Here is a 22,212-nt window from a genome sequence, read left to right on the forward strand (position 1 = left end):
GCTTTAGCGCGGTGGTCCCACCTGACCCCATGCCGAACTCAGAAGTGAAACGCCGTAGCGCCGATGGTAGTGTGGGGCCTCCCCATGCGAGAGTAGGGAACTGCCAGGCATCAGATTGCGATAACCCCGACCTCACGGTCGGGGTTTTTTGCGTTTGTGCGCCGGGTGCGCCGGGAAGGCGGTTCCGTTCCGGTTTTTAGAGCCGCACGCTGCAAATAAACCGCTTTTAGTAATCGATTCAGGAGCTACAAGGCTTTTTTGCCCTCCAACTTTCTGCCTGATACCTCCTTTTTACTCTATCATTTGCGTCGTCCGGTATATTTATCAGCCTTTTGATCCTTGATGAAACATTTTCAATTACTTCATCTCGCCTCGACTTTTAGCGTCTGACCCGCTATCTTTGGCTGTCTGGATGTCTAAACGTATAAATGGTTAGCCGAGGAAGTAAACGATGCCGATTAGGGTACCCGATGAATTACCAGCCGTGAATTTTCTGCGTAATGAAAATGTTTTTGTGATGACCTCTACAAGGGCCAGCACTCAGGAAATCCGCCCGTTAAAAGTGCTGGTTCTGAATCTGATGCCTAAGAAAATCGAGACGGAGAACCAGTTTTTACGTCTGCTTTCCAACTCGCCGTTGCAAATCGACATTCAGCTTCTGCGCGTCGACAGTCGCGAATCGCGCAATACGCCTGTGGAACACCTGAACAACTTTTACTGTAATTTTGAGGATATTCAGGACAATAACTATGATGGGCTGATCGTTACCGGGGCACCGCTGGGCCTGGTCGATTTCAACGACGTAGCCTACTGGCCGCAGATCCAGCGCGTGCTGCACTGGGCCAAAGAGCATGTAACCTCAACGCTATTTGTCTGCTGGGCAGTACAGGCAGCGTTAAATATTCTTTATGGCATTCCCAAGCAGACGCGCGATAAAAAGCTGTCGGGCGTTTATGAGCATCGTATTCTGCATCCGCACGCCCTGTTAACGCGTGGCTTCGACGATACTTTTCTGGCGCCGCATTCACGCTATGCGGATTTCCCGACGCACCTGCTGCGCGACTATACGGATCTGGAGATCTTTGCGGAGTCGGAAGAAACAGGCGCCTATCTGTTTGCCAGTAAAGATAAGCGGCTGGCTTTCGTCACCGGCCACCCGGAATACGATGCGCTGACGCTGTCCGGTGAATACCATCGTGACTATGAGGCGGGATTAAACCCGGAGATACCCTGTAATTACTTCCCACAGGATAACCCGGAGCTGCCGCCTCGCGCCAGCTGGCGCAGCCATGGCAATCTGCTGTTTTCAAACTGGCTAAACTACTACGTTTACCAGATTACGCCATTCGATCTGCGCCATATGAACCCAACGCTGGAGTAAAGGTAAAGGCCAATAGAAATATTGGCCTATTAGTCAGAAGTAATTATGACGATAAATGAATAATTTTCCTGGTCAGCAGCAACTCTATCGCCGACACGGTTTTATAAAAAAAGCTGTATTTCTTATAACGCAGTTTGGGAATGAACAGAAGCATCACAGAATGCTATCAGCTGCATTGTCCCGAACCTGAAGAGCAGGAATTATTACCGCTACCACCGCCACCGCCACCGCCGTTTCCGGATGAACAGGCAATATAAGATTTTACACCTTCCACTGCTGCTCCCCGGATGGCTCCTCTGACATAGCCTAATGCCGCGCCCGCTATTATACCTTCAGGGCCGGCGGGTAACCCCATTAAGCCTCCGGTTATACCACCTGCTATGCCGCCAGCTATGCCGCCAGCTATGCCTCCACGTACCGCATTTTTTGCAGCTTTTGATACGCATCCTCCTTCATAGTTAGAGTTTGCGTTTCCGCCAGCGACCGCTTTAGTTTCTTCTGGAGATAAAATTTTCATTTTCTGTCCCTTGAAATAAAAACTATTAACTTAATTTTCTATACAGGTACTCCATAAAAATAATGGTTAAGGGCGTAATAAGGATTATTATTTCTAAAGAAAATTCTTTGGAAATATTAAAAAATGATAAAAAATATCCTAATAAAGCACACAATAATATGGCGATAACTTCAAGGAAAAAAAATATTTTCCTGTTTTTATATTTTAACACTATTGCTTTTGGCTTCTGGGGCAAAATTTTCATCAGGCACCTCCTGAGGTTGCTAACCTAATCCCATTTAAATCTCTTAGAGGTGATATTGCTCACGATATTTAAATAATACGCCTCTTCCCTGTATGACGCTGAACATCTCGCGGGGTCGCCCGCTTTACATGCTGAAAACTTATGCCAGTATGGATTGCCGGCATCTCGCCGCAGGTGAAAAAGAGGCAACAGTGGGCAACAGAACAGAAGCGCTGCATCAGCAGCTGGCGAAACGCATCATGGTGCTGGATGGCGGCATGGGCACCATGATCCAGAGCTATCGCCTGAGCGAAGAGGATTTTCGCGGCGAGCGTTTTGCCGACTGGCAGAGCGATCTGAAGGGCAATAACGACCTGCTGGTGCTGACGCGGCCTGATGTGATAAGCGACATTCATCACGCCTATCTACAGGCGGGCGCAGATATTCTGGAAACTAACACGTTCAACGCCACCCCTGTTGCGATGGCGGATTACCATATGGCCACGCTGTCGGCGGAAATTAACTTTGCCGCCGCAAAGCTGGCCCGCGAGTGCGCCGATGCCTGGACTGCCCGCACGCCCGAAAAGCCACGCTATGTTGCAGGCGTTTTGGGGCCAACTAACCGCACCTGCTCGATTTCGCCGGACGTTAACGATCCTGCCTTCCGTAATATCACTTTTAATCAGCTGGTCGAAGCCTACCGTGAATCAACAAAGGCGCTGATGGCGGGCGGCGTTGATATTATTATGATCGAAACCATTTTCGATACGTTAAATGCCAAAGCGGCCATCTTCGCGGTAAAAAGCGAATTTGACGAGCAGGGCATTACGCTGCCGCTGATGATTTCCGGCACCATTACCGACGCATCCGGCCGTACGCTTTCGGGACAGACTAGCGAAGCTTTTTATAATTCGCTGCGTCATGCGCAGCCGCTGTCGTTCGGACTGAACTGCGCGCTGGGGCCGGACGAGCTGCGTCAGTACGTGGCGGAGCTGTCGCGCATTGCGGAAAGCTACGTGACCGCCCATCCTAATGCGGGCCTGCCTGATGCCTTTGGTGAATACAATCTGGACGCGACCATCATGGCGGAGCAGATAGGTGAATGGGCGCGATCGGGCTTTTTAAATATCGTCGGCGGCTGCTGCGGCACTACGCCAGCACATATTGCCGCAATGGCCGCCACGGTAGAGGGCGTTACGCCTCGCCAGCTGCCGGACCTGCCCGTGGCCTGTCGTCTTTCCGGTCTCGAACCGCTGAACATTAGCGCCGAAACGCTGTTCGTCAACGTCGGCGAGCGCACTAACGTTACCGGCTCGGCAAAATTCAGGCGTCTGATCAAAGAAGAGAAGTACAGCGAGGCGCTGGAAGTGGCGTTGCAGCAGGTGGAAAACGGCGCGCAGATCGTTGATATCAATATGGACGAGGGGATGCTGGATGCGCAGGCGGCGATGGTACGCTTCCTGAATCTGATTGCCGGTGAGCCGGATATTGCACGCGTCCCGGTAATGATCGACTCTTCCAAATGGGAAGTGATTGAAAGCGGCCTGCAGTGCATTCAGGGCAAAGGCATCGTTAACTCCATTTCGATGAAGGAAGGGGTTGAAGCCTTTATACATCGCGCACGCCTTGTGCGGCGTTACGGCGCGGCAATGGTGGTGATGGCGTTTGACGAGGTTGGCCAGGCGGATACCCGCGAACGTAAAATCGCTATCTGCCGTCGCGCCTATCAGATTCTGACGGAAGAGGTTGGCTTCCCGCCGGAAGATATCATTTTCGACCCCAATATTTTTGCGGTCGCTACCGGCATTGAAGAGCACAACAACTACGCGATGGATTTTATCGGCGCCTGTGAAGATATCAGGCGAGAGCTGCCGCACGCGATGATTTCAGGCGGCGTCTCCAACGTCTCCTTTTCCTTTCGCGGCAACGATGCGGTACGTGAAGCTATCCACGCGGTTTTCCTTTATTACGCTATTCGCAACGGTATGGATATGGGGATCGTCAATGCCGGTCAGCTGGCCATCTATGACGACCTGGCGCCAGATCTGCGCGACGCGGTAGAAGACGTGGTGCTTAACCGGCGTGAAGACAGCACCGAGCGGCTGCTGGCGCTGGCGGAAAAATATCGTGGCAGCAAGGCGGACGACGGAAACAAGCCGCAGGCGGAATGGCGCAGCTGGGCAGTGGAAAAGCGGCTGAAGTATTCGCTGGTTAAAGGCATTACCGAATTTATTGAAGAAGATACCGAGGCCGCGCGCCAGAAGGCGAGTCGCCCGATTGAGGTGATTGAGGGGCCGCTGATGGCGGGCATGAACGTGGTCGGCGACCTGTTTGGCGAAGGCAAAATGTTCCTGCCACAGGTAGTGAAATCCGCGCGCGTAATGAAGCAGGCGGTGGCTTATCTGGAGCCTTATATTGAGGCGAGCAAAGAGAAGGGCAGTACCAACGGCAAAATCGTGCTGGCTACGGTAAAAGGCGATGTTCACGACATTGGTAAAAATATCGTCGGCGTGGTGCTGCAATGCAACAACTACGAAATCGTCGATCTGGGCGTGATGGTGCCCGGCGATAAAATTCTTAAAACCGCCAGAGAACAAAATGCCGATATCATCGGTCTGTCGGGGCTGATTACGCCGTCGCTGGACGAGATGGTCAACGTGGCGAAAGAGATGGAGCGACAGGGCTTTACGCTACCGCTGCTGATCGGCGGCGCAACCACGTCCAAAGCGCATACGGCCGTTAAAATCGAGCAACACTATAGCGGCCCAACGGTCTATGTGCAAAACGCCTCGCGCACGGTTGGCGTGGTTTCAGCGCTGCTTTCCGCCACGCAGCGAGATGATTTCGTGTCCCGCACGCGTAAAGAGTATGAAACGGTGCGCATCCAGCACGGTCGTAAAAAGCCGCGCACGCCGCCGGTCTCGCTGGTGACGGCAAGGGCTAATGCCCTGGCGCTGGACTGGGAAGGTTATACGCCGCCCGTACCGCCCCGGCTGGGCATAAGCGAAGTAAGCGCTAACATCGAAACGCTGCGGCACTATATAGACTGGACGCCGTTCTTTATGACCTGGTCGCTGGCAGGTAAATATCCCCGTATTCTGGAAGATGACGTGGTGGGTGTTGAGGCGCAACGGCTTTTTGCCGATGCGAACGCAATGCTGGATGAGCTGAGCGCGAAGCAGACGCTTATACCGCGCGGCGTAGTGGGTCTCTTTCCGGCTAACCGCGTCGGCGACGATATCCATATTTATCGCGACGAAGCACGCCGCGACATTCTGCAAGTAAGCCATCACTTACGTCAGCAGACGGAAAAAACGGGTTTCGCGAACTACTGCCTGGCCGATTTTGTGGCGCCGGCCAACAGCCGCAAAGCCGATTATCTGGGCGCGTTCGCCGTTACCGGCGGTCTGGAAGAAGATTCGCTGGCGGAAGCCTATGACGCCGCTCATGATGATTACAACAAAATCATGGTGAAAGCGCTGGCGGATCGTCTGGCGGAAGCATTCGCGGAATATCTGCATGAACGAGTTCGTAAGGTCATCTGGGGCTTTGCGCCCACGGAAAACCTGAGCAACGAGGAGCTGATCCGTGAGAACTATCAGGGCATTCGTCCCGCGCCCGGCTATCCCGCCTGTCCGGAACACACCGGGAAGGCGACCATCTGGCAGCTGCTGGATGTGGAAACCCATACCGGCATGAGGCTGACGGGATCCTGTGCCATGTGGCCGGGCGCGTCGGTTTCCGGCTGGTACTTCAGCCATCCGCAAAGCAAATATTTTGCGGTCGCTCAGCTGCAACGCGATCAGGTAGAAGATTACGCGCAGCGCAAAGGGATGTCGATCGGCGAAGTTGAACGCTGGCTGGCCTCAAACCTGGGTTATGACGCCGACTGATCGACGCCTGGGCGGAGCGCAGTATCCGCCCTGCTTTTCTCCCGCCTGCGCTTCGGCTAACGCCAGCCTCCCGGTCTTGTTTCGATAATATAACGCTGATAAAAAAGCTTTTTCGCCAGAGCGACTAAACTTAAGGCGACGGTCGCTCATCAGGACTAAAGCTTTTATTCGTGAAAATCCGTGAGGTTAATATCGGTGCTGACCCTGCTTAATTTACTTTCTGCCGTAGCGCTGCTGGTGTGGGGAACGCATATTGTTCGTACCGGCATTATGCGAGTTTACGGCGCAGATCTCCGCCGCGTGCTCAGCCGCAGCGTGGCGAAAAAGCCAATGGCCTTTGTGGCCGGCATCGGCGTCACCGCGCTGGTGCAGAGCAGCAATGCCACCACGCTGCTGGTGACTTCATTTGTGGCGCAGGAGCTGGTGGCGCTGACGCCCGCGCTGGTGATCATTCTGGGCGCGGACGTGGGGACGGCGCTCATGGCGCGCATCCTGACCTTTGATCTTTCCTGGCTGTCGCCGCTGTTTATATTCTTTGGCGTGGTTTTTTTCCTGGGCCGCAAACAGACGCGCGCCGGACAGCTTGGCCGGGCCAGCATCGGACTGGGGCTGATCCTGCTGGCGCTACAGCTGATCGTCGCGGCGGCGACGCCGATCACCCAGGCCGCAGGCGTTAAGGTAATCTTCTCTTCACTTACCGGCGACGTAATGCTGGACTCGCTGATTGGCGCGGTATTTGCCATTATCAGCTATTCGAGTCTGGCGGCGGTGCTGATCACCGCCACGCTCACCGCGACCGGCGTTATCTCTTTTAAGGTGGCGCTGTGTCTGGTGATCGGCGCGAATCTGGGCAGCGGTCTGCTGGCGATGCTGAACAACAGCGGCTCCAATGCCGCAGGAAAACAGGTGGCGCTGGGCAGCCTGCTGTTCAAATTTATCGGCTCGCTGATGGTGCTGCCTTTTATCGATCTGCTGGCGGACTGGCTGCAAAAGCTGCCGGTTAACGATGAAGAGCTGGTGATCTTTTTCCACGTCTTCTACAACCTGATCCGTTGTCTGGTGATGGTTTCTTTCGCCGATCTGATGGCCGATCTGTGCCAGCGAATTATTCGTGAAGAGCCGGAAACGGATCTGCGCCTGAAGCCGAAACATCTGGACAGCAGCGCGCTGGATACGCCTGCGCTGGCGTTGGCGAACGCTTCAAGAGAGACGCTGCGCATGGGCGACGTGCTGGAACAGATGCTGACCAGCTTCAGTAAAGTGATGCATGGCGAGCTGCGTGAGGAAAGGGAAATCCGGCGGCTGGACGACGACGTTGACATACTTTATACCGCGATCAAACTCTACCTGGCGCAGATGCCGAAAGAAGATCTGCCGGAAGAGGATTCGCGGCGCTGGGCGGAAACCATCGAAATGGCGCTGAACCTGGAAATGGCGGGCGATATTCTGGAGCGCATGAGCGGCGATGTGGTGGATAAGTCGCTGAATGCACGCCGCGCTTTTTCGGTGGAGGGGCTGGCGGAACTGGACGCGCTGCTTGAGCAGCTCAACGCCAACCTGCGTCTGAGCCTGTCGGTATTTTTATCACACGACGTCACCAGCGCTAAGCGGCTGCGGCGCGCCAAGCACCGTTTCCGCATTACAACTCGCCGCTATTCGCATAAGCATGTCGATCGTCTGCATCAGCAAAACGTGCAGAGTATAGAAACCAGTTCGCTGCATCTGGGTTTGCTGGGCGATATGAAAAGGTTGAACTCGCTATTTTGCGCAGTTGCCTACAGCGTGCTGGAGCAGCCTGACGATCCCAGGGATGAGGAATAATGCAAGCCCCCGCGACAATGCGGGGGAGAAACGCTATTTTTTGCTGATGGGTTTGCTGGACCAGTAGCCCGCCAGCAGCGAGCCGGAAAGGTTGTGCCAGACCGAGAACAGCGCGCCCGGCAGCGCGGCCAGCGGTGAGAAGTAAAGCTTGCCCAGCGTCGCCGCCAGGCCGGAGTTTTGCATCCCCACCTCCAGCGCCAGCGTACGGCAGGTGGATTCATCAAAGCCAAACAGCTTGCCGCCCCAGTAGCCGCCCAGCAGGCCGAGCGCGTTATGCAGGATCACTGCGGCTATCGTCACCAGCCCCACCGACCCGATAAAGCCCTGACTGCCCGCTACGACGGCGCTGATAATCAGCAGAATACAGACCATGGAAAAAGCGGGCAGATAAGGCTCCACGCGGCGTACCACGCCGTGCAGCGTGTGATGGACAATCAGACCAATGCTAATCGGCACCACCACGATTTTAACGATGCTCAGCAGCATCCCGGCGACGTCCACCTGAATATGCGTGTCCACATAGAGCCTGGTCAGCAGCGGCGTGGCGAATACGCCTACCAGCGCAGAGACGGACGAGATGGTCACCGACAGCGCCACGTCGCCCTTTGCCAGATAGATCATCACGTTGGAAGCGGTGCCGCTGGCGACGCTGCCGACCAGGATCATGCCCGCCGCCAGATCCGGCGGCATCTTAAACAGTTTTGCCAGCGCCCAGGCGGCGAGCGGCATCACCAGATAGTGCAGAAACGTGCCGGCGATCACCGGTGCCGGTCGGGTCAGCACGCGTTTGAAATCATTGATATTCAGCGTGACGCCCATGCCGAACATAATCAGCATCAGCAAATAAGTGACCCAGGGCCCCATACCCAGAAAGGGGGTGGGCGTGTACCAGGCAGCAAGGGAAAGCAGGACTGCCCATAACGGGAACAGTCGGGTAACGGTGGCGAGCATGGCCAGACTTCCTTTTGATGTTGTGATTATAGAGTGCCGTTTTCCCGGAACGAGGGAAAAGCGGTCGTCGAATCATAGCATTAGCTGATGGGAAAGGAAGAATGAGCGGACCGCGGAGCAAAGAGGCGGGCGAGGGCGGGCCAGCAGCGACCCGCCAGAAGGCGTTACGCTTTTTCCTCCAGCACAACGCGGTAAATCAGGCCGCCAACCAGCGCGCCGACGAGCGGCATCGCCCAGAACATCCATAGCTGGTCCAGCGCCCAGCCGCCCTGGAAGATAGCCACGGCAGTGCTGCGTGCCGGGTTAACTGAGGTATTGGTCACCGGAATGCTGATCAAATGGATCAGGGTCAGCGCAAGACCGATAGCAATGGGCGCAAAGCCCTTCGGCGCGCGTTTGTCGGTGGCGCCGTGGATAACGATCAGGAAAATAGCGGTCAGCACGGCTTCCACAATCATGCCGGACAGCAGAGGGAAACCGCCAGGCGAATGCTCGCCGTAGCCGTTGGCGGCAAAACCGCTGGCTGCTGCGTCAAAAGAGGCTTTGCCGCTGGCGATCGTATAAAGCATGCCTGCCGCCAGCGCGCCGCCCATAACCTGCGCCAGAACATAGGGAAGGATTTGCGAGGCGGGAAAACGGCCGCCGGCCCACAGGCCCAGCGTTACCGCCGGATTGAAATGACCGCCCGAAATATGCCCTACGGCATAAGCCATCGTCAGGACGGTCAGGCCAAACGCCAGCGATACGCCGACAAAACCCATTCCCGACTCGGGAAAAGCCGCAGCTAATACCGCGCTACCACAGCCGCCGAGAACCAGCACAAAGGTTCCCAGCGATTCAGCGACTAACCTACGCATGTTTTGCTCCATTATGTGATTTAACGCCACGATTATCCCCGGCTTGTCCAACCGGAAAATCAACGGAACGGAGAATATGCTGCCTGCAGGCGGATCTGCTGTTTTAATAGCAACTGGCTTGAGCCAGATCAAAAGATAAGCGCTCGCTGAGTAAAACGATGAAAGGGAAAAACAAGAAAAGTAAAAAAGCGGGCAAGGCTGGGCCTGAGGCGGATAATAAGCCTGCAGGATATCCGGCTACCATTGGGCTAATGAAGCGCGGCATTGATGCTGCGAAAAACGGCAGGGTGCCGTCAGGCTTGTCAGCAATCTGAAAGCCGGGCTTCCGCCCGGCTTTCACGCTTACTCAAACAGATTTTTATGCAGTGCCTGCACCACTTGTTCGGCATCGTTGCCCGGCACCAGGAAGCAGAGGTTAAAGCTGCTTGCACCATAGCAGATCAGGCGCAGGTTAAACGGCTCCAGCACGCCGAAGACCTCTTTACCGACGCCGCAGGCTTTGGAAAGCTGATTGCCGATCAACGCCACCAGCGCCAGGTTCTCTTCTACCTCTACGCGGCACAGCGAAGAAAGCTCGGTCAGCAGCGCCTGAGTCAGCAGGCCATCGCTGTTGGACGTAGAGCCGGTGGTATCCAGCGTCAGCGCAACGCTCACTTCTGAAGTGGTAATCAGATCGACCGAGATATTATGGCGCGCGAGAATGGTGAAAACCTCAACCAGAAAGCCGCGTGCGTGCAGCATATTCAGGCTATGCAGCGTCAGCAGCGTCTGCTTGCGGCGCAGGGCCAGCGCGCGGAACAGCGGCGGATCCTGCGTTTCGTTGCAGACGCGCGTGCCGCCAGCGGCCGGATCTTTACTGGAGCCGACGAACACCGGAATATCGCTGCGTACGGCAGGCAACAGCGTGGCCGGATGCAGCACCTTGGCGCCAAACGTCGCCATCTCCGCCGCTTCGCCAAAGGTGATTTCATCAATGCGTTTCGCCGTCGGCACCACGCGCGGATCGGTGGTATAGATGCCCGGTACATCGGTCCAGATATCAATACGGCTTGCGTGCAGCGCTTCGCCCAGCAGCGCGGCGGTATAGTCGCTGCCGCCGCGGCCCAGCGTGGTGGTGCGGCCTTTCGGCTCGCTGCCGATAAAGCCCTGGGTCACGATCAGCGCTTTGTCCAGGCGCGGCGCCAGCTGTGCCTGCGTCAGTTCCGCCAGCAGCGCGACATCCGGCTCTGCACGACCAAAGCGGTCGTTGGTGCGCATCACTTTACGCACGTCAAACCACTCGGAGGCCACTTCGCGCTGGCGCAGGATCTCTACAAACAGCAGGCTGGACATCAGTTCACCGTGGCTGACCAGCTCATCGGTCAGCGCGGTCGAGGTAGCCAGCGCGGCGGCTTCGGAAAGCATGGTGATGTTTTCCAGCACGCGATCGATTTCGTCGCGAATCACTTCAGAATGCGGCAGCTGGTCAACAATGGCGTACTGGATGCGGCGGATCTCATCCAGTTGATAAGCACGCTGCTCCTGCTCCAGGCCTTCCGCCAGGGAAACCAACAGGTTGGTGACACCCGCAGAGGCGGAAAGCACCACCACGCGCACATTCGGATCGGCCAGCACCACGTCGGCGCTGCGGTTCATGGCGGCGTAATCGGCAACGCTGGTGCCGCCGAACTTCGCCACGATCAATGATTGGGACATGTCTTGACATACCTCGTGTCAGGTTAAAATCTATCAGCCTTGGCACAAGGGAAGAGCAGAAACGGGGCAGACGTAGAAAAGGGATTACTACGAGTCACCCAGAAGCGCTCCACCTTGCAAACCGTCCGCCCGGCGGACGATCGTGGTGACAACCCAGAGGATTCAGCCCCTGTAGCCGATACGCCCCATACCGCATGGTTTGTACCTCGGCGTCGCTCCCCCTGATGTGTTTTCTACGGATTCGGTTCCTCCAACACACTGCCTGGGCGACGCGCCTCTTCTGGCCTGCGCATCAGATGCGCAGCTAGCCGCCCAGAAATACCGGGTTATTGCCTTGCTGTCAATCCCCGGCGCTGGCCGATGATTCATTTTGTACCAGGGCGATCACCGTGCAGGGCAGCACGGGCGGTTGGCCGTCGCCTGTTTTCAGCTTGCCCTGTTCGTCCTGCACAAAGAGTAACAGCGCGTTCTGATTCTTTTCCAGATACTCTTCCCAGCCGAAATTTTCATTCAGGCTCGTCGCTTTGATTACGCCGCCTTTCGCCAGCAGGCTACTGAGGCGAGCATAGGTATGCTCCTGGCTGAACAGCACTTCATGACGGCGAAAGCGCGGGCTTTCACTGTCGCGGCGGCCTTTCAGCGCGGCGCCCGAACGAATAGCCGCCACGTTGTTGTTACCAAAAATATGGCTGAAATGGTAAACGGCCAGCGCATTTTGATGGCGATTGGGCGACAGGGCAAGCACCTGGGCCGTTTCACTGAGGTCAAGGAAGTTTTCAGCATGATCCGACCAGGCGTTGCCGTAGTAAGCGGGAATGCCTTCCATCCGGGCCAACCGATAATATTCCCAGCTGCTGTCCGTCACCAGCACGGGCAGATCCAGCTTTTGCAGCGCGGCAGCCAGCGCGCGGGCGACGCTGTTCGCGCCGATAATCAGGATGCCGCGCGGCTCCCGTTGCTGCACGCGCAGCGCACGGGCCAGCAACGAGCTGGTCAGGCTTTGCAGCACTACGGTGCCGATAATCACCGCAAACACGACGGTCACCAGCCGGCTGGCACCTTCATAGCCGGTTTTTTCCAGCGTCAGCGCAAACAGCGAGCTGACCGCCGCCGCCACGATGCCGCGCGGCGAAATCCAGCTCAGCAGCAGCTTGTCGCGCCAGGAGAGCGAGGAGCCCCAGGTAGAGAGTGCGATACAGAGCGGACGAGCGATAAACTGCACCACCAGCAGCAGGCCAAGCAGCGGCCAGCCCATCGCCAGCAGCGCGCCGAGATCCAGCCTGGCGGCCAGAATAATAAACAGCGCGGAGATCAGCAGCGCCGACAGCTCCTCTTTAAAGGCGATAATCTCGCTCAAATCCACATCACGCATGTTGGCCAGCCAGATCCCCATCACGGTGACGGTCAGCAGGCCCGACTCGTCGGCAATAGCGTTCGACGCGCCGAAAGCGGTCAGCGTAATGGCCAGCACCGCGAAGTTTTGCAGATAGCCTGGCAGCCAGACGCGCTTCAGCGCGACGCCCATCAGCCAGCCGAACAGCGCGCCGCCGACGGTGCCGACCACCACGGTCAGGCCAAACGTCCAGAAGAGATGGGTTAGCGACTCCGCTTTTTGCTGTAGCACAATGAATTCAAACACCAGCAGCGTGAAAATAGCGCCTACCGGATCGATCACGATGCCTTCCCAGCGCAGGATCTGATTAATAGCCTTGTTTGGACGCACCACGCGCATCAGCGGAGCGATAACCGTCGGGCCGGTGACGACCGTGACGGCACCGACCAGCGCCGCCAGCTCTGGCGGGAAGTCGAGCAGCAGCCAGCAGGTGAGGCCGATAGCCAGAAAAGTGATAAACATGCCGATGGTGACCAGATTGCGCACCACCTTGCCTAACCCGCGGATCTCGTCGAAACGCAGCGTCAACGCGCCTTCAAACAGAATGATCGCCACCGAGAGAGAAACCAGCGGGAACAGCAGAGCGCCAAACAGCGCATCCGGCTGCAAAACATGGCCGACCGGCCCCAGGAGAATGCCGAAAACAAGCAGCGGTAAAATGGCCGGTAAACGCAGCAACCAGGCCAGCCACTGGGCCACTAGCGAGCTTAATCCAATGATAACCAACAGGAGTGGCGCAGAAAGCTCCATAAAATTTTTCCTTTAAAGGGCAAGAATAGTCATACTGAAACGCATCGGGTTTCACCCCGCCGCCTGAATTATAAATAGCCCCGGGCAAAAGAGAGGAAAACTTCTCCTCTGATAGCCGTCACCTGTTGCAGGGAAAGGCGAGCGAAAAACGCGTAACAGGTAACATGGTGCCCGGTCTGTTTTACGGTTCTTAAATAAAAAGAGTGTGTTGCTATGAAAAATATCAATCCGACACAAACCGCTGCCTGGCAAGCGCTGCAGCAGCATTTTGCAGAGATGAAAGACGTAGAGATTGCCGAACTGTTCGCCAAAGATGCCGACCGGTTCAGCAAATTTTCCGCCACCTTTGACGATCAAATGCTGGTGGACTTCTCTAAAAACCGCATCACCAGCGAAACGCTCGACAAGCTGCAGGCTCTGGCAAAAGAGACCGAGCTGCAGGATGCTATCAAATCCATGTTCTCCGGGGAAAAAATTAACCGTACTGAAGATCGCGCCGTGCTGCACGTTGCCCTGCGCAACCGCAGCAACAAGCCGATTATGGTCGATGGCAAGGACGTAATGCCGGAAGTCAATGCGGTGCTGGAGAAGATGAAGTCGTTCTCTGAACGCATCATCAGCGGCGCGTGGAAAGGCTACACCGGCAAAGCCATTACCGACGTGGTCAATATCGGTATCGGCGGTTCCGACCTGGGGCCGTTTATGGTTACCGAGGCGCTGCGTCCGTATAAAAACCATCTGAATATGCATTTCGTCTCTAACGTAGACGGCACGCATATCGCAGAAACGGTAAAAGATCTCAGCCCGGAAACCACGCTGTTTCTGGTCGCGTCAAAAACCTTCACCACCCAGGAAACCATGACCAACGCCCACAGCGCGCGCGACTGGTTCCTGAAGGCGGCGGGCGACGAGCAGCACGTAGCGAAACACTTCGCCGCGCTCTCTACCAACGCTAAAGCCGTGGGCGAGTTCGGCATCGACACCGCCAACATGTTTGAGTTTTGGGACTGGGTCGGCGGCCGCTATTCGCTCTGGTCGGCGATTGGCCTTTCTATCGTGCTGTCGATCGGCTTCGATAACTTCGAGCAGCTGCTGAGCGGCGCCCACGCGATGGACAACCACTTCGCCAACACGCCTGCGGAGCAAAACCTGCCGGTGATCCTGGCGCTGATCGGCATCTGGTATAACAACTTCTTCGGTGCCGAAACCGAAGCGATCCTGCCTTACGACCAGTACATGCATCGTTTTGCTGCCTACTTCCAGCAGGGCAATATGGAATCGAACGGCAAATATGTCGATCGCAACGGCAATCCTGTCAGCTATGAAACCGGCCCGATCATCTGGGGCGAGCCTGGCACCAACGGCCAACACGCGTTCTATCAGCTGATCCACCAGGGTACCAAGCTGGTGCCGTGCGACTTTATCGCGCCAGCCGTCAGCCACAACCGGCTGGGCGATCATCACGCTAAGCTGCTTTCTAACTTCTTCGCGCAGACCGAAGCGCTGGCGTTCGGCAAATCTCGCGAAACGGTAGAGAAAGAGTTCGCTGATGCGGGCAAAGATGCGCAGTCCGTCGGGCATATCGTGCCGTTCAAAGTGTTTGAAGGGAACCGTCCGACCAACTCCATCCTGCTGCGTGAAATTAACCCGTTCAGCCTGGGTGCACTGATTGCGCTGTACGAGCACAAAATCTTTACCCAGGGCGCTATCCTGAACATCTTCACCTTCGATCAGTGGGGCGTGGAGCTGGGTAAACAGCTGGCTAACCGTATCCTGCCTGAACTGTCCGGCAGCGAGCAGGTGGCAAGCCATGACAGCTCCACCAACGGCCTGATCAACCGTTACAAAAACTGGCGCGGCTGAAACAGCTGACACGCGTCCGGCTCTCTGCTGGCGCGGCGCAAAGCAAAGTCTGAAGGTCGGCCCTCGCGCCGACCTTTTTTAGCTCAATAATGCGCTTATCAGATCCATTTTTATCTACTGGTGGTCCTGTTTGACAGCGACGCGGTTTCCCGCTGGCCCTGACGAATACGGCCCTGTGGCAGAGTTTAAGGGCAATACCTCTTCCAATAATTGCTGAATGCCCCTCTGTTCAGGTAAGGAAATTCTTAAATTTCAGGCCGATAAGTCAATTTTGGGCAGGAATAGTCCGAAACGTATTAGCGCCCGGGCCGCGCAAAACGATGAAAAAATAGATTTAACTCACTGAAAAACTGCACTTTTAACAGAAAAGGCGCGCTGCCGCATTTTCTGTCCATCAAACGCCCGTTTTAATCACAATCGGTAGTGAATGGCGCTAACTTGTCGTCTTATGGCAGCGATAAATAGCGATCTGCCAGGTTTATTGACTAATTATTGCCTTATCCCTCCAAAAATGTTTCTGTTTCACGCAGCGAAGCGGCAGCGGCCGGCACGTTTAACCATCCTGAATTCTGGTAATTTATTGCCTTATAATGGGCCGGTCTGAAATCTTTCAGGCGAGTTATCCATTCATTCTATGAAGGATTTTGTATGAAAAAAGTCTTATGTGCTGCTGCAGCCGTAGCGTACTTAGCGACTGCTTCCGCCGCGTTTGCCGCGCCTGAAGAGGCCGGTGCCGCAGCGGGCGCCTCGGCGGGAACCCTTTCCGCCGGGACGACCACGGCAGTGGGTGTGGGCGCGCTTGGCGCGCTGGTTGGCGTGGCGCTGGCAGCAAGCAGCGGCGGTAACGGTTCCAACACCGGAACCACGACGACCACCACCACCAGCACCACGCGTTAAGTGCAGTAAATTAATCATAACCACACGCTTGTGTGGTTATTTTTTGATATTTTTAGACTTCATTCAGGAACTTACACCAGTGCGCTACCTACCACTGCTGCTTTTATGCCTGCTTGCCCAGGGCTGCACACAAACACAAAAAAGCCTGGGGGAGACGGTAAAACTCGCTCTGCTCGGGCCGGACGACGTCGAGGTGACGGCAGAGCAGGTCGAAGGCCTGCCCTATGCCAGCATGTATCTGCGCGTTAATAACGGGCAGCGTATTTTTGTGGTGCTGGGCTTTGACGAAAACGGCCAGCAAAAATGGATCACGCGCGATCGCACCATGATCGTCACGCAGCATGGCCGCGTGGTGAAAACGTTAGGCCTGGCGGACAACCTGCATGAGGTGAGCAACCTTGCTCAGGATCCGCTGGCCGATCCGCTGCATCTGAGCGACGGGGCAGGCTGGACACGCCAGCTGACCTGGTCAGCAGAGGGCCGCTTCCACGCTGCGACGGCGATATCGCGCTTTACGCGTTTGCAGGATCAGGTGCTTGACCTGACAGGGCACCGCGTCGCCTGCCGCGTCTGGCAGGAAGAGGTCACGGCCGAAGGTAAAACCTGGCACAATATTTTCTGGATCGACACCACTACCGGCCAGGTTCGCCAGTCGCGGCAGACGCTGGGCGGCGACGACGTTTCCGTTGAAACCACCATCCTGAAGCCTGCAAAATCATGAAAAATATTACTTATCTCCTCGCCGGTCTCGCCGCCTGCGTATCGCTGAACGTGTGCGCCGACAGCGAAGTCACCGTCTTCTCGCCGGATCGCAGCGAAACTGCGCTGGTCAGCCATGCGCAAAACCTGGTGCAGCTGACGGCAAGCCCCGCGCTGGCAGATACCTGGTGGCCAGGCACGGTTATCAGCGAAAAGCTGGCGACGGCAGCGGCGGTACAGCAACAGCAGCAGCTGCTGGCGCGTCTGAAAAGCTGGAGCGCAGCGCTGCGCGCTGACGATAACGGCGAAAAAGCCGCGGTCATCGATAACCTTTACCAGCAGATTGCCGCCATTAAAGTCACGGGGCGTCAGATTGTGAACCTCGATCCGGACTGGGTGCGCCTGCGGCCAGAAGAGAACCGTCGGCTGGAGGGCGAATACAGCGTCTATACGCTGCAAAAACCCGGCAGCCTGATGATTGCCGGTCTGGCGAACAACAGCGGCAAAACAACCTGGGTTGCGGGCCGCAGCGTGGTTGACTATCTGGTTGACCACGAGCGTCTGGACGGCGGCGAGCGCAATTTCGTCACGCTTATCGCGCCTTCCGGCAAAACGGAACAGGTGCCGGTCGCCTACTGGAATCGCCGCCATGTTGAACCCGACGCGGGCAGCATCATTTACGTTGGCTTTTCTGCCTGGTCGCTGCCTGACGGCCCGGACCTTAACCAGCAAATTATTTCTGTTTTGACGCACCGGATCCCTGACTGATGAAAAAAACTTACCTTCTCAGCCTGCTGGCGATGTCCGTGGCCTGCGCTTGCCAGGCTCAGGCTGCGGATCCTGTCGGGCCATCGCAGTCCGACTTTGGCGGCGTGGGCCTGCTGCAGGTGCCGACGGCGCGCATGGCGAAAGATGGCGAATTCAGCCTGAACTACCGCTATAACGATCAGTACCGCTTCTATTCTTCCTCGGTGCAGCTTTTCCCGTGGCTGGAAGCTACCATCCGCTATACCGACGTGAAAACTCGTCGCTACAGCGCCGTGGAAAGCTTCAGCGGCAGCCAGTCTTATAAAGACAAGGCGTTCGATCTTAAAGCACGACTGTGGCAGGAAGGCTACTGGCTGCCGGAAGTGTCTGTCGGCGCGCGTGACCTGGGCGGTACAGGGCTGTTCGACAGCGAATATATGGTTGCCAGCAAAGCCTGGGGACCGTTTGACTTCACTGTCGGGCTGGGCTTTGGCTATCTCGGCAACAGCGGCACGGTCAAAAACCCGTTCTGCGAGGCGGACAGCAGCTACTGCTACCGCTCCAACACCAACGGCACTGCCGGTTCGGTCAGCGACAAAGATCTGTTTAAAGGCCCGGCGGCTATTTTCGGCGGCATTGAGTACCAGACGCCGTGGCAGCCGCTGCGTCTGAAGGTGGAATACGAAGGCAACGACTATCAGGATGATTTCGCCGGTCGCCTGGAGCAGAAAAGCAAAGTCAACGTCGGCGCTATTTATCGCATCACCGACTGGGCCGACGTTAACGTCAGCTACGAGCGCGGCAACACGCTGATGGCGGGCTTTACGCTGCGCACCAACTTCAACGATCTGCATACCGCCTCGGTGGATGCGCCTAAGCCGGCTTACAATCCGCAGCCGCAGGGCGAATTCCTCGAGCCGACGGTGGTGGCTAACCAGCTGACCGACCTGAAATATAATGCGGGCCTGGTGGGGCCAAGAATTCAGGTGAAGGGCGACACGCTTTACGTTTCCGGTCAGCAGGTAAAATATCGCAATACTCAGGAAGGGATCGATCGCGCTAATGTGATCATGATGAATGCGCTGCCGCAAAACATCGAAAAACTGAACGTGACCGAAACGCGCAACAATATGCCGCAGGTCACCACGGAAACCAGCACCGACAGCCTGCGTCAGCAGCTGGAAGGCTATCCGCTCGGTAAAGAAAAAATGCTGGATCAGAAGCGGGTTAACCCGTCCGATCCTGGCCATACCGAGCAGGGCTATTACATCGATGCGGATCGCTTTAACGCCAGCCTGTCGCCGGTGCTGAACCAGTCCGTCGGCGGGCCGGAAAGCTTCTATCTGTACCAGGTCGGCGTCATGGCCAGCGCCAACTACTGGCTGACCGATCATTTGCTGGTGGACGGCAGCGTCTTCGGCAACCTGGCGAACAATTACGATAAATTCAACTATAACGGCGCACCGGCCGATTCCTCGCTGCCGCGCGTCCGTACCCATATCCGCGACTATGTTGACAACAACGTCTACGTAAATAACCTGCAAGCCAACTATATGCACTACCTGGGCAACGGTTTTTACGGGCAGGTTTACGGCGGCTATCTGGAAACGATGTATGGCGGCGTGGGCGGCGAACTCCTTTATCGTCCGCTTGATTCCGACTGGGCTTTCGGCGTTGACGCCAACTACGTTAAGCAACGCGACTGGGACAACATGATGCAGTTCACCGACTACAATGCGAAAGTCGGTAACCTGACCGCCTACTGGCGTCCTGCCTTCTTTAACCATCAGGTGCTGGTGAAGGCGAGCGTGGGTCAGTATCTGGCCGAGGACAAAGGCGCGACGCTGGACGTTTCCCGGCAGTTCGACAGCGGCGTGATCGTCGGCGCTTACGCCACCAAAACCAACGTTTCGGCGGAGGAATATGGCGAAGGCGACTTTACCAAAGGCTTCTACATTTCTATTCCGATGGATCTGTTTACCGCTTCGCCGACGCGTGGACGCGCGCAGGTCAACTGGACGCCGCTGACGCGCGACGGCGGCCAGATGCTGGGCCGCAAATATCAGCTTTACGATATGACCACCGACCGGGACAAAGACTTCCGCTAGGGTGCAGAGCAAGGGGCGAAATTTCGCCCCTTTTTTTATGCCTGCTGCGGGCGGCTGGCCTGCGGAAAACTTGTGAAGCAGCTCACACTAAAGCATATTGTGGCGGTCAGGATGATCTGACGGGAAATCGTATTTGTAGAGGATGATAATGATTAACGCCACGCGTATTGCCTGGTTTTTACAGATGGTGCTGAACGTAGGCCTGATTTCACTGGCCGGTATTCTTGCCGTTTTTTTAGGAAAAGAGACGTTTCATCTGGCCAACGTGCTGCTGAACACTGGCGAGCAGACCTCTTCGTATCTGCTGATCGAAGGGATTGTGATCTACTTTCTGTACTTTGAGTTTATTGCGCTGATCGTGAAGTACTTCCAGTCCGGCTACCACTTTCCGCTGCGCTACTTTGTGTATATCGGCATCACGGCCATTATCCGTCTGATCATTGTCGATCATAAGAATCCGCTCGACACGCTGGCTTATTCTGTCGCGATCCTGATCCTGGTGATCACGCTGTGGCTGGCGAACAGCAACCGCCTGAAACGCGAATAGGCAGGAAGAGACTTTGCGGGCTGACGAAGCGGCAGCTTTTCGCCTAAAAGCAGAAACAAAAAAACCGTCTTTAAAGGCGGTTTTTTTGCGCTGGCCAGGTAAGCGGCCTTGCCAGCAGTTGATTGCTGATTTAACGCAAGCACTCCCTGGTACTTGCATTCGCAGTTACCTCTTCGGTGGTGGCGTTACGAAACGGTCTTTAACAGGGCCGCACAATGAAGCAGTATCGTGCTCGTTGTTTCTGGTGTGCTGTGGTCATTCGCAGAAGGGAAGTGAGATCTGTCCCATAACGGCGATCGTTAACGCAGCAGGCAAGTAAGCCAGCAGGCCGTTCTTACCGGGCGGCTTTCCGCTTCGTTACCCGGTTAAAATTCTGTTTAACGCCTTTCGCCTTAGGCTACACTAGGGCACCTGATTGACTGCCCGGAGAAGCGCAATGACCAGCCCCGCGCTAACGCAGCTACACGCCATCGAGTGGCTTCCACTCTCTTCGCCCCAGCTGACGCCGTCGCTGCTTGACTGGCTGATGGAAGAAGATTCCATGACCCGCCGCTTTGAACGCCACTGCGAAAAAGTCACCGTTGAGATCCTGCGCGAGGGCTTTATCGGGGCGCAAGAAGCGGGCGCGGATGCGCTGCTGCTGCCTGAAGAACCGCGTTACTGGCTGCGGGAAATTTTGCTGTGCGGCGATGGCGAAGCCTGGCTGGCTGCCCGCACCATTCTGCCGGAATCCACGCTACAAGGGCCGGAGCAGAAGCTGCAACAGCTTGGCAGCCAGCCGCTGGGGCGCTATCTTTTCGCCTCGTCGACGCTCAGCCGCGATTTTATCGAGCCGGGACGCAGCCACGACCTGTGGGGCCGCCGCTCGCTGCTGCGCCTTTCCGGCAAGCCGCTGCTGCTGACCGAACTGTTTTTACCGCCTGCGCCGCTTTATCACGCCGTCCAGGCCGAAAGGAAGAAGTAGATGGAAAAATCTTTACCTGCCAGTAAGCTTCAGGCCTACAGCCGCCTGATGCGGATTGATAAGCCAATCGGCTCGCTGCTGCTGCTGTGGCCGACTTTCTGGGCGCTGTGGCTGGCCGGGCTGCGCGTGCCGCCGCTCGACGTGCTGGTGGTGTTTACGCTGGGCGTCTTCTTTATGCGCGCGGCGGGCTGCGTGGTTAACGACTTTGCCGATCGCAAGATAGACGGACACGTCAAACGCACGCGATCGCGACCGCTGCCGAGCGGCGCAGTCACCTCGACGGAGGCGAAATTTTTGTTTGGCGGTCTGGTGCTGGTGTCGTTTTGCCTGGTGCTTACCATGAATCTGATGACCATCCTGCTCTCTTTTGGCGGCCTGGCGCTGGCGTGGATCTATCCGTTTATGAAGCGCTATACCCATTTGCCGCAGGTGGTGCTGGGCGCGGCGTTTGGCTGGGCCATTCCGATGGGCTGGGCGGCGGTCAGCGAAACGGTGCCGCTGGCCTGCTGGCTGCTGTTTTTCGCCAACATTTGTTGGACGGTCGCTTACGACACGCAATATGCGATGGTGGACAGGGATGACGATTTGAAAATCGGCGTCAAATCCACCGCCATCCTGTTTGGCCGCTTCGATACGCTGATTATCGGCCTGTTGCAGCTGGCCACGCTGGTGCTGATGGTCGTAATCGGCTGGCTGACGCAGCTGGGGACGCCTTTTTACTGCTCGCTGCTGGCGGCGGCAGCGCTGTTTATTTACCAGCAGAAGCTGATTAGCGCTCGCGAACGTGACGCCTGCTTTCGTGGCTTTCTGAATAACAACTATGTGGGACTGCTCCTCTTTATCGGCATCGCTTTGAGCTGCGCGCCGTTTTCTGGCTGATCCCCAGCCAATAAAAAAGGCCGGTGT

General features: G+C 56.4%; 17 protein-coding genes, 1 rRNA gene and 1 riboswitch. Of the genes, 13 read left to right on the forward strand and 5 right to left on the reverse strand.

Translation table 11 applies throughout. The features are described 5' to 3' along the window. Together rrf and metA are read left to right on the forward strand one after the other, a co-directional pair. Positions 1 to 109, forward strand: a 5S ribosomal RNA gene (gene rrf, locus EGK14_RS16270); the annotation flags it as partial. Between the two features lie 342 nt (positions 110 to 451). Continuing rightward, positions 452 to 1,381: a homoserine O-succinyltransferase gene (gene metA / locus EGK14_RS16275; protein ID WP_125290150.1), complete on the forward strand. Its 930-nt coding sequence runs from the start codon at positions 452 to 454 to the stop codon at positions 1,379 to 1,381. Positions 1,382 to 1,547: 166 nt separating this feature from the next. On the opposite strand, the gene EGK14_RS16280 is transcribed toward metA, so the two are convergent. Beyond that, positions 1,548 to 1,898 carry a hypothetical protein gene (locus tag EGK14_RS16280; protein ID WP_125290151.1) on the reverse strand — a complete coding sequence of 117 codons (351 nt, stop codon included), beginning with the start codon at positions 1,896 to 1,898 and terminating at the stop codon, positions 1,548 to 1,550. A gap of 435 nt (positions 1,899 to 2,333) precedes the next feature. Between EGK14_RS16280 and metH the strand changes: the two genes are divergently transcribed. Next, entirely contained in the window at positions 2,334 to 6,014 is a 3,681-nt protein-coding gene (gene metH / locus EGK14_RS16285) for a methionine synthase (RefSeq protein WP_125290152.1), read from the forward strand. Positions 6,015 to 6,209: 195 nt separating this feature from the next. Next, positions 6,210 to 7,835: a Na/Pi cotransporter family protein gene (locus EGK14_RS16290; protein WP_125290288.1), complete on the forward strand. Its 1,626-nt coding sequence runs from the start codon at positions 6,210 to 6,212 to the stop codon at positions 7,833 to 7,835. 33 nt (positions 7,836 to 7,868) lie between these two features. Here the strand turns inward: EGK14_RS16290 and panS are convergent, their stop codons facing one another. Next, the gene (gene panS / locus EGK14_RS16295; protein WP_125290153.1) at positions 7,869 to 8,786 is read right to left on the reverse strand and encodes a ketopantoate/pantoate/pantothenate transporter PanS; all 918 of its coding nucleotides are present in this window, start codon (positions 8,784 to 8,786) and stop codon (positions 7,869 to 7,871) included. Positions 8,787 to 8,950: 164 nt separating this feature from the next. Next, on the reverse strand, positions 8,951 to 9,643 hold the full coding sequence (gene aqpZ / locus EGK14_RS16300; RefSeq protein ID WP_125290154.1) for an aquaporin Z: 693 nt from the start codon (positions 9,641 to 9,643) through the stop codon (positions 8,951 to 8,953). A 158-nt stretch (positions 9,644 to 9,801) separates the two neighbouring features. On the opposite strand from aqpZ, the gene EGK14_RS21310 reads away from it, so the two are divergent. After that, positions 9,802 to 9,957, forward strand: coding sequence for a hypothetical protein (locus EGK14_RS21310; protein ID WP_158616059.1), 156 nt, complete (start codon positions 9,802 to 9,804; stop codon positions 9,955 to 9,957). Positions 9,958 to 9,985: 28 nt separating this feature from the next. Here the strand turns inward: EGK14_RS21310 and lysC are convergent, their stop codons facing one another. Together lysC and EGK14_RS16310 are read right to left on the reverse strand one after the other, a co-directional pair. Further along, entirely contained in the window at positions 9,986 to 11,338 is a 1,353-nt protein-coding gene (lysC, locus tag EGK14_RS16305) for a lysine-sensitive aspartokinase 3 (protein WP_125290155.1), read from the reverse strand. Positions 11,339 to 11,432: 94 nt separating this feature from the next. Beyond that, positions 11,433 to 11,626, reverse strand: a riboswitch (Lysine riboswitch). A gap of 52 nt (positions 11,627 to 11,678) precedes the next feature. Beyond that, the gene (locus tag EGK14_RS16310) at positions 11,679 to 13,481 is read right to left on the reverse strand and encodes a sodium:proton antiporter (protein WP_125290156.1); all 1,803 of its coding nucleotides are present in this window, start codon (positions 13,479 to 13,481) and stop codon (positions 11,679 to 11,681) included. A 213-nt stretch (positions 13,482 to 13,694) separates the two neighbouring features. On the opposite strand from EGK14_RS16310, the gene pgi reads away from it, so the two are divergent. The 8 genes from pgi (at position 13,695) to ubiA (ending at position 22,185) form a co-directional block, all read left to right on the forward strand. Beyond that, the gene (pgi, locus tag EGK14_RS16315; protein ID WP_125290157.1) at positions 13,695 to 15,344 is read left to right on the forward strand and encodes a glucose-6-phosphate isomerase; all 1,650 of its coding nucleotides are present in this window, start codon (positions 13,695 to 13,697) and stop codon (positions 15,342 to 15,344) included. 648 nt (positions 15,345 to 15,992) lie between these two features. Then, positions 15,993 to 16,241, forward strand: coding sequence for an exopolysaccharide production protein YjbE (gene yjbE, locus EGK14_RS16320; protein WP_125290158.1), 249 nt, complete (start codon positions 15,993 to 15,995; stop codon positions 16,239 to 16,241). 79 nt (positions 16,242 to 16,320) lie between these two features. After that, positions 16,321 to 16,962, forward strand: coding sequence for a YjbF family lipoprotein (locus EGK14_RS16325; RefSeq protein ID WP_125290159.1), 642 nt, complete (start codon positions 16,321 to 16,323; stop codon positions 16,960 to 16,962). Next, on the forward strand, positions 16,959 to 17,708 hold the full coding sequence (locus EGK14_RS16330) for a capsule biosynthesis GfcC D2 domain-containing protein (RefSeq protein ID WP_125290160.1): 750 nt from the start codon (positions 16,959 to 16,961) through the stop codon (positions 17,706 to 17,708). The genes EGK14_RS16325 and EGK14_RS16330 overlap by 4 nt, the downstream gene beginning before the upstream one ends. Continuing rightward, positions 17,708 to 19,795 carry a YjbH domain-containing protein gene (locus tag EGK14_RS16335; protein WP_125290161.1) on the forward strand — a complete coding sequence of 696 codons (2,088 nt, stop codon included), beginning with the start codon at positions 17,708 to 17,710 and terminating at the stop codon, positions 19,793 to 19,795. The genes EGK14_RS16330 and EGK14_RS16335 overlap by 1 nt, the downstream gene beginning before the upstream one ends. A 148-nt stretch (positions 19,796 to 19,943) precedes the next feature. Continuing rightward, positions 19,944 to 20,342, forward strand: coding sequence for a phosphate-starvation-inducible protein PsiE (psiE, locus tag EGK14_RS16340; protein WP_125290162.1), 399 nt, complete (start codon positions 19,944 to 19,946; stop codon positions 20,340 to 20,342). Between the two features lie 436 nt (positions 20,343 to 20,778). Next, positions 20,779 to 21,306 carry a chorismate lyase gene (gene ubiC, locus EGK14_RS16345; RefSeq protein ID WP_125290163.1) on the forward strand — a complete coding sequence of 176 codons (528 nt, stop codon included), beginning with the start codon at positions 20,779 to 20,781 and terminating at the stop codon, positions 21,304 to 21,306. Next, a complete protein-coding gene (ubiA, locus tag EGK14_RS16350; protein WP_125290164.1) occupies positions 21,307 to 22,185 on the forward strand; it encodes a 4-hydroxybenzoate octaprenyltransferase in 879 nt (292 codons plus the stop codon). Positions 22,186 to 22,212 lie beyond the last annotated feature (27 nt).

Origin of the sequence: Erwinia sp. 198, assembly GCF_003937915.1 — a bacterium.
In the GTDB taxonomy this organism is placed as follows: Bacteria; Pseudomonadota; Gammaproteobacteria; order Enterobacterales; family Enterobacteriaceae; genus Erwinia; species Erwinia aeris.